This window comes from Spirillospora sp. NPDC046719, from assembly GCF_040645715.1.
GTDB lineage: Bacteria > Actinomycetota > Actinomycetes > Streptosporangiales > Streptosporangiaceae > Spirillospora.
In genome coordinates, this window is sequence record NZ_JBEYYT010000459.1 from 1 (window position 1) to 7,246 (window position 7,246).

Below are 7,246 nucleotides of genomic sequence, written 5' to 3' on the forward strand. Positions count from 1 at the left end.
CTGTACGACCTCGGCCGCCGCGCCCTGCGCGCCGGATCCGCGGCGGGCCTCAGCGGGCTGCGGGAGCTGGCCGGCCTCGCGCTGCTCACCGTCACCGAGGCGGAGCCCGAGCTCGGCGGGCTGCTCGCGGACGGGCTGCTCGGCGGCCTCGACCGCGACGACCCGTTCCACCGGGAGCTCGCCGGGACCGCGCTCGCCTACCTCGACCACGGCAGCCGGATCGAGCCGACCGCCGCGGCCCTGCACGTCCACGGCAACACGGTGAAGTACCGGGTGCGGCGGTTCCAGGAGCTGACCGGCCGCGCGCTGCTCGACCCGTCCGGCGGCGCGGCGGTGGAGCGGACGGCGCACTGGTGGTGGGCGCTGCGCCGCTGGCTCGCGGCGCCGGGCGCGTGACCGGCCGTCGGTGCCGGGTGATGGGATGGACGCGGCGCCCCGGGGCGGGGCGTCCCGGAGACAGAACGGGGGAGCAGTGACCGCACCGCGGATCAGCACGGTGATGTGGCCGATGCAGTCCTGGCCGGAGGCCGGCGAGCTGTGGCGGCGCGCCGAGGAGCTCGGGTTCCACCACGCCTGGGTCTACGACCACCTGGCCTGGCGCGGGACGGCGCCCTGGTACGACGCCTACACCACGATGGCCGCCGCGGCGGCCGTCACCTCGCGGGTCCGGCTCGGCACGCTGGTCACCTCGCCGAACTTCCGGCACCCGGTGCCGACCGCGCACGCGATCCGGACGATCGACCACGTCAGCGGCGGCCGGCTCACCGTCGGGATCGGCTCCGGCGGGACGAACCGGCGGTCCGACGCCGGCGTCCTCGGCGGCGGCGACTGGACGCCGCGCGAGCGCGCGGACCGGTTCGCCGAGTGGGTGGACCTGCTCGACCGGGTGCTGCGCGGCCCCGAGACCACCGGCGAGGGCGCCTACTACAGCGCGCTGGACGTGGTGTCGGACCCCGGCTGCGTCCAGCGGCCCCGGGTCCCGTTCGTGATCGCCGGTGACGGGCCGCGCGGCATGCGGCTCGCCGCCCGGTACGGCTCCGGCTGGGTGACCAGCCCGCACGGCGACGGGCGCGAGCCGCTGGACGTGGTCCGCGAGCGGCTGGCCAGGTTCGGCGAGGCGTGCGAGGCGGAGGGCCGCGCCCCGGCCGACCGGATCCTGCTGACCGGGTTCAGCGGCGAGCCGTGGCTCGCGTCGGCCGGCGCGTTCGCCGACCTCGCGGGCCGGTACGCCGAGCTCGGCATCACCGAGATCGCGCTGCACTGGCCGCGTCCGGGCACCCCGTGGGACGCCGACATGAAGGTGTTCGAGGAGGTCGCCGCGCAGGGCCGGTGAGCCTTGGGGCCGGGCCGGGCCGGGACGGGGCCGGGAAACGGGCGGGAACGGGCGGGGACGCGGGCCGGGCCGCCGGGCCCGGCCCGGAAGCGCCCGGTTAGACTCCTGCGATGCCGTACGTCCTGCTGGCCCTCGCGATCGCCTTCGAGGTCACCGCCACGCTCGCGATGCGCGCCTCGGAGGGGATGACCAGGCTCGGGCCGTCCGTGCTGGTGGTCGCCGGCTACCTGATCTCGTTCGCGTTCATGGCCAAGGCGCTCACCTCGCTGAACGTCGGGCCGGTCTACGCGATCTGGTCGGCGCTCGGCACCATCGGGGCCTTCGCCGGCGGCGTCGTGCTGTTCGGCGAGCAGGTCAGGCCGCTGACGATCGCCGGCGCGGTCATCATCGTCCTCGGCGTCGTCGTGATGAACCTCGGCGGCGGAGTGAGCCGGGGCTAGGCTCCGGCGCGCGCTCCGGGCCCGCGGCGACCGCGCGCCGCGCGCCGGAACGGCGGGTGTACTCCTGGCCGAGCGCGAACAGGAGCCAGGTCAGCGCGGTGGCGTCGTCCACGATCCCGACCGGCAGGAACACGTCCGGGATCAGGTCGACAGGCGACACGATGTACACCACCGCGAGGACCATCGCGACGATCTTGCCGGTGGACGTCCGGTAGTACGCCTGCGCGCCGCCGGCCACCGGGCCGAGGCGCCGCCTGCGGCGCAGCCGCAGGATCCCCGCGACCAGCAGCACCGCTCCGGCGGACAGCGCGACGGCGCCCGCGAGCGTCAGGTCGACGCCGGCGAAACGTCCGCCGGCGGTGAGGACGGTGATGCCGCCCGCGACGAGCAGCACCGCTCCGAACCAGGCCATCGTGCACCTCCGGGGGGAGTCGTCTGCGGTATTGCCGTTCAGGCGCGTTCCATTCGCCGGGACGCGCGGGCGCGGGTCAGGCGGGCTCGGCGGCGGTGGTGGTCCGCTGTTCCTCCAGCATGCCGCCGAGCAGCTGCGACGGCGTGCAGCCCGCCAGCGCGCGGAACTCCCGGTTCAGGTGCGCCTGGTCGTAGTAGCCGCAGGCCGCCGCGGCCTCGGCCGGTCCGAGGCCGCCGTCCGACAGCAGCCCGATGGCGCGCCGGAACCGCAGGACCCGGCCCATCACCTTCGGCGGCAGCCCGGCCTGCTCGGTGAACCGCTGGGTGAGGTGCCGGCGGCTCCAGCCCACCTCCTCGGCGAGCCGCGCGACCCCGACCGCGCCGCCGGTGCCGTCGAGCAGCCGCCACGCCCGCGCGACCTCCGGGGCCGGGACGGGGCCGATCTCCAGCCGGCGCAGCAGGAACGCGTCCATCAGGTCGAACCGGGCCGCCCAGGACGGCGTCTCCGCGAGCCGCTCGACGAGCTCCGCCGCGCCCGCCCCGAGCACGTCCGGCAGCTCGGCGGCCGCGTTGGTGATCCGGGCCATCGGCACGCCGAGCAGCGTGTACGCGCCGAGCGGCGTGACGTCGAGCTGGATGCCGTGCTGCCCGCCCGGGGTGGTGTACTCCCCGTGGCCGTCGTGCATGCCCGCGACGAACGACCCGTACTCGGTGCCGGCGTCGGACGGCGTCGCCAGCCGCATCGGCGGGCCGAGGTTGACGATGACGACGGCGCCGCGGGTCGGGAGCGTCCGCATCCGGGCCGGGACGGCCACGGGCTCGAAGTACCCCTGGTAGGCGCGCAGGAGGGGGCGCAGCGCGCGGTGCGGCGGCCCGCTCGCCTCCAGCCAGCCTCCCCGGTCGCGGATCACGACCGGCCTGTCGACCATGCCCCCACTACTACCACCGGCCTCCGACATCGCGCCGACGCCCGGGGGCATCGCGACGGCGCCCGGGGCATCGCGACGGCGCGGGGAGATCGCCACCGCGCCCGGGCGGGGTCACTCGTACATCTGCCCGCACACCGCGATCCGGGCGAGGTCGCCCCAGGTCATCGTGGTGATCTCGCGGACGTAGGAGCGGGCGGGGGGCTCGCCGGCCGGGGTGGGCACCGGCACCCGCGCGCCGTCCGCCGCGTCCCAGCCGCCGAGGCTCCCGGCGACCGCGCACTCCAGGTACGTCGCCGGGTCGAAGTTGTACCAGCGGGCCGGGGTCGCGCGGGCGCCCGAGCCGGCCGGGCGGGGCGCGTCGACGCCGAACCGCGCCTGCGGCCCCGGCGGGCTGGCGAGGAAGTCCTCCAGGTCGGCGACCTGGGACAGCACGACCCGCTCCCAGTCGGCGTACCCGTCCGGCTCGTCACCGGGCAGCGACAGGTCCTTGGCGCTCCACGCCGGGTCGTAGGGGGCGGGCGGCGTGGTGGACGCGGCGGCGAACATCGCGGCGACGTCGTCGGGTCCGAGGCGCTCGTTGTCGCGCAGCGGAGCCGACACCTTCCACAGCGCGCGCAGGAACGCCGACAGCGACCACGAGGCCGCGCGGGCCTCCTGGCCGAGGTGCAGGAAGATCAGGTAGAGGTCGCGGTTGGTCCGGACGGACGGGCCAGGCGGCCCCTCCACCCAGTACGCCTGCTTGTGCGGGACGCCGCACTCCAGGGCCAGGACCTGCGCGAGCGCCGAGACCCGGGAGTCGTGCGCGGCCACATGGAACTTGTTGCCGAGGTCGTCCTGGCGGATGACGTCCCATGTCTGCATCCGGCTCCTCCACGGTCGGCGGTGCGGTACCGAGGGCCCCCGCTCAGAAAGTGTCCCATTCCGGGACCGGACCGCCAGTAGTGGTGATGTCACTTTCCGGACTCGAAGTCGTGACTTTCCGCACATGTCGATCGGGGGCGGGAACGCCTGGGGAAGACCGCCGGTGAGGGCCTTCAGGAGGGCGCCGGACGAGGGGGCCGGCGGGCGTTCCCGCGGGCCCCCTCGCGCCGTCCGCTCAGTGCTTCGAGCGGTGGATCACCTGCATCTCGGTGAAGCCGTACAGGCCCCACGGGCCGTTCTCGACGCCGACGCCGCTCCACTTGAAGCCGCCGAACGGCTGGTGCGGCGCGAGCGCGAGGTGGGTGTTCACCCAGGCGGTGCCGCACTCCAGCTCCGCCGCGACCTCCGCGGCGCGGTCGGCGTCGGCGCTCCACACCGAGCCGGACAGCCCGAAGTGCGTGCCGTTCGCGCGGGCGAGCGCCTCGTCCAGGTCGGTGTACTTGATGATCGGCAGCGCGGGGCCGAACTGCTCCTCGTCCACGATCCGGGCGCCGTCGGCGATGTCGGCGAGGATCGTCGGCTCGAAGAAGTAGCCGGGGCCGTCGATCGGCCGGCCGCCGGCCGCGGCGCGGGCGCCGCCGGCGAGGGCGTCCGCGACCAGCTCGCTGACCCGCTCGTACTGCGGCCTGTTGTTGATGGGCCCGTACTGGACGCCCTCCTGCATGCCGTCGCCGACCCTGGCGGCCTTCGCCTGCTCGGCCAGCGCGTCCACCACGTCGCCGTACAGCGCCTCAGGCACGTACACCCGCTTGATCGCCGAGCAGACCTGGCCGTTGTTCTGGAACGCGCCGCCGAACAGCTTCGGCGCGACCGCCGCCGGATCGGCGTCGTCCAGCAGGATCGCCGGGTCGTTGCCGCCGAGCTCCAGGGTGACCCGCTTGAGGCCCGGGGCGGCGGCCGCGGCGACCCGCTTGCCGGTGGCCACGCTGCCGGTGAAGCTGATCTTGCGGGGCACCTCGTGCGCGGTCATCCAGGCGCCCAGCTCGTCGCCGCCGGTGACGACGTTGAGCACGCCCGGCGGCAGCACGTCGCGCAGCACCTCGCCGAGCTTCAGGCTGGACAGCGGCGTGAACGGGGACGGCTTGAGCACCATCGTGTTGCCCGCCAGCAGCGCGGGCGCGATCTTCCACACGGCCAGCAGCAGCGGGAAGTTCCACGGGGTGATGGCGGCGACGACGCCCATCGGGCGGCGGACGACCTCGACCACGGCGTTGTCGTCGTCCTGGATGACCTCGCGGGGCAGGTCCAGCTCGGCGAAGTACTTCAGCCACACCCCGGCGCCGACGACCTCCATCGTCGCGTCGGCGAGCGGCTTGCCCTGCTCGAGGGTGAGGATGCGGCCGATCTCCTCGGAGCGGGCGAACATGACGTCGGCCGCGGCCAGCAGCGCCTTGCGCCGGGCCGACTCGTCGCGGCGCCACGCGGGGTAGGCCGCCTGGGCGGCGGCCATCGCCGCGTCCAGCTGCTCGCGGGAGGCGTCGGGCGCCCGCTCGGCCACCTCGCCGGTCGCCGGGTTGATCACTCCGAAGGTGGCGGGCGCGTCCACCGCCGCGCCGTCGATGGTCATCGCGAAGTTCTCGGACACCGTTGCTCCTCCGCTCGGGTGGGGGTGTAACCGAATGACGTTCAGTATTCACCGTGGACCGCCCTCTTGACGAGCGCCCTCTTGACGGGCGCCGCCCGCGGCGGATGATCGGCTCATGCGATCACGTCTCACCGCGGTGTTCGCCCTGAGCCTCGCCCTCGCCGCGTCCGGCGGGGCGCCGGCGGCCGCCGCCACCGCGCACGCGACCACCTCCGCCCGAGCGCCCGGGCTGGAGGATCCCCATCCGTGCGCGGGCCCGGCGGGGTACACCTGCTCGACGCTGACCGTCCCGCTCGACCACCGGGACCCCGCCAAGGGAACGCTCAAGCTCCAGGTGGCCACCGGGGACAACGTGGCCGCGCCCAAGGGAGTCCTGCTGTTCCTGACCGGCGGGCCGGGGCAGCCCGGCGTGCCGTTCATCTCCCGCATGGCTGAGCAGAGGCTCCCGGAATTGGCGAAGAACTACCGCTTCGTCACCATCGACCAGCGCGGCACCGGCGAGTACGGCGCCATCGACTGCCCGAAACTCCAGGCCGAGGTCGGCAGCAGCGACATCGAGCCGCCCAGCCCCGGCGCCGTCCGCGAATGCGCCTCCCTCCTCGGCGACCGGCGCAGCTACTACACGACCGAGCAGACCGTGGGCGACCTCGACCTGCTGCGCCGCGCGCTCGGCGCCCGCACGATGGTCCTGGACGGCGTCTCCTACGGCACCATGACCGCCGCCAGCTACGCCGTGGCGCACCCGCGCAACGTGGGCAAGGTCGTCCTTGACTCGGTGCTGCCGCACGTCGACCCGCAGAACGACGACATGCTGTACCTCACCGGCCTGCGCGCGACGGCGCGCGTGCTCCGCGACGCCTGCGAGACGGCACCGGCCTGCGGGTTCGACCCCGCGCAGGACCTCGCCTGGCTCGCCCGGCACCGCTCCGACCACGTCCTGATCTGGGACATGCTCGTCAGCTACGAGTTCCTCGACCCCACCTACCGGGACCCCGACCCGGGCGGCCTCCCCGCCGGGTCCGGCGACGTCGTCACCGCGCTCCACCAGGCCCGGCACGGCGACCCGGCACGGCTGGACGCGCTGCTCCGGATGATGGACTCGGGCGGCGACCCGGTCGCCGGGTACAGCTCCGGGCTGCACATCGCCACCATCTGCGGCGACGGCCACTTCCCGTGGGGCACCTCCGAGGCGCCGCAGGCGGGGCGCGAGGCCGCCCTGCAGCGCGTCCGGCGGACCCTGCCCGCCTCCGCCACCTGGCCGTTCACCGCGGACACCGCCGTGGGCGACGGGTTCGTCCAGGAGTGCCGGAACTGGCCCTGGGCCCGCCACACCGCCGAGCCCGCGCAGGACCGGCTCCCCGCCGTCCCGATCCTGCTCCTGAACGGCGACCGCGACCTGTCGACGCCGCTGGAGTGGGCCCGCGAGGAACTCCGCCGCGCCCCGCTCGGCCGGCTCGTCGTGGTGAAGGGGGCCTCGCACTCCATCCAGAACCGCGAGCGCGGCACGCAGGGCCGCGAGGCCGTCTACCGGTTCCTCAACGGCTGACCACCGGCCCCACGAGCCGACGCGGGCCCCCGGAGGCGGGGGCGCGGGGGGGGGTTTGTGGGGGCGGGGGGGGGGCCCCCG

At 75.2% G+C, this 7,246-nt stretch carries 8 protein-coding genes; 4 read left to right on the forward strand and 4 right to left on the reverse strand.

From position 1 onward, the window contains the following. From ABZ914_RS42895 to ABZ914_RS42905, 3 genes are all read left to right on the forward strand, one after another. Window positions 1-396, forward strand: a 396-nt coding sequence (locus ABZ914_RS42895; RefSeq protein WP_500200525.1) for a PucR family transcriptional regulator, incomplete at its 5' end; no start/stop codon positions are given. 76 nt (window positions 397-472) lie between these two features. Further along, complete coding sequence (locus ABZ914_RS42900; protein WP_500200526.1) at window positions 473-1,333, forward strand: LLM class flavin-dependent oxidoreductase; 861 nt, start codon at window positions 473-475, stop codon at window positions 1,331-1,333. Window positions 1,334-1,443: 110 nt separating this feature from the next. Next, window positions 1,444-1,773 (forward strand): DMT family transporter, encoded by a 330-nt coding sequence (locus ABZ914_RS42905; protein ID WP_190854075.1) that lies wholly within the window; start codon window positions 1,444-1,446, stop codon window positions 1,771-1,773. Here the strand turns inward: ABZ914_RS42905 and ABZ914_RS42910 are convergent. The 4 genes from ABZ914_RS42910 to ABZ914_RS42925 form a co-directional block, all read right to left on the reverse strand. Beyond that, on the reverse strand, window positions 1,718-2,185 hold the full coding sequence (locus ABZ914_RS42910) for a YkvA family protein (protein ID WP_500200527.1): 468 nt from the start codon (window positions 2,183-2,185) through the stop codon (window positions 1,718-1,720). The genes ABZ914_RS42905 and ABZ914_RS42910 overlap by 56 nt on opposite strands. Before the next feature lie 76 nt (window positions 2,186-2,261). Then, complete coding sequence (locus tag ABZ914_RS42915; protein WP_500200528.1) at window positions 2,262-3,113, reverse strand: helix-turn-helix domain-containing protein; 852 nt, start codon at window positions 3,111-3,113, stop codon at window positions 2,262-2,264. 111 nt (window positions 3,114-3,224) lie between these two features. Further along, on the reverse strand, window positions 3,225-3,974 hold the full coding sequence (locus ABZ914_RS42920; protein WP_190854069.1) for a hypothetical protein: 750 nt from the start codon (window positions 3,972-3,974) through the stop codon (window positions 3,225-3,227). 235 nt (window positions 3,975-4,209) lie between these two features. Next, window positions 4,210-5,619 carry an aldehyde dehydrogenase family protein gene (locus ABZ914_RS42925; RefSeq protein ID WP_500200529.1) on the reverse strand — a complete coding sequence of 470 codons (1,410 nt, stop codon included), beginning with the start codon at window positions 5,617-5,619 and terminating at the stop codon, window positions 4,210-4,212. A 115-nt stretch (window positions 5,620-5,734) separates the two neighbouring features. Here ABZ914_RS42925 and ABZ914_RS42930 point away from each other — a divergent pair, with 115 nt between their 5' ends. Then, window positions 5,735-7,165: an alpha/beta hydrolase gene (locus ABZ914_RS42930; protein ID WP_500200530.1), complete on the forward strand. Its 1,431-nt coding sequence runs from the start codon at window positions 5,735-5,737 to the stop codon at window positions 7,163-7,165. Window positions 7,166-7,246 lie beyond the last annotated feature (81 nt).

Excerpts from the sequence above, each read along its gene's own strand:
- ABZ914_RS42920 (WP_190854069.1), bottom strand. The coding sequence starts at position 3,974 with ATGCAGACATGGGACGTCATCCGCCAGGACGACCTCGGCAACAAGTTC.
- ABZ914_RS42930 (WP_500200530.1), top strand. The coding sequence starts at position 5,735 with ATGCGATCACGTCTCACCGCGGTGTTCGCCCTGAGCCTCGCCCTCGCC.
- ABZ914_RS42905 (WP_190854075.1), top strand. The coding sequence starts at position 1,444 with ATGCCGTACGTCCTGCTGGCCCTCGCGATCGCCTTCGAGGTCACCGCC.
- ABZ914_RS42910 (WP_500200527.1), bottom strand. The coding sequence starts at position 2,185 with ATGGCCTGGTTCGGAGCGGTGCTGCTCGTCGCGGGCGGCATCACCGTC.
- ABZ914_RS42915 (WP_500200528.1), bottom strand. The coding sequence starts at position 3,113 with ATGGTCGACAGGCCGGTCGTGATCCGCGACCGGGGAGGCTGGCTGGAG.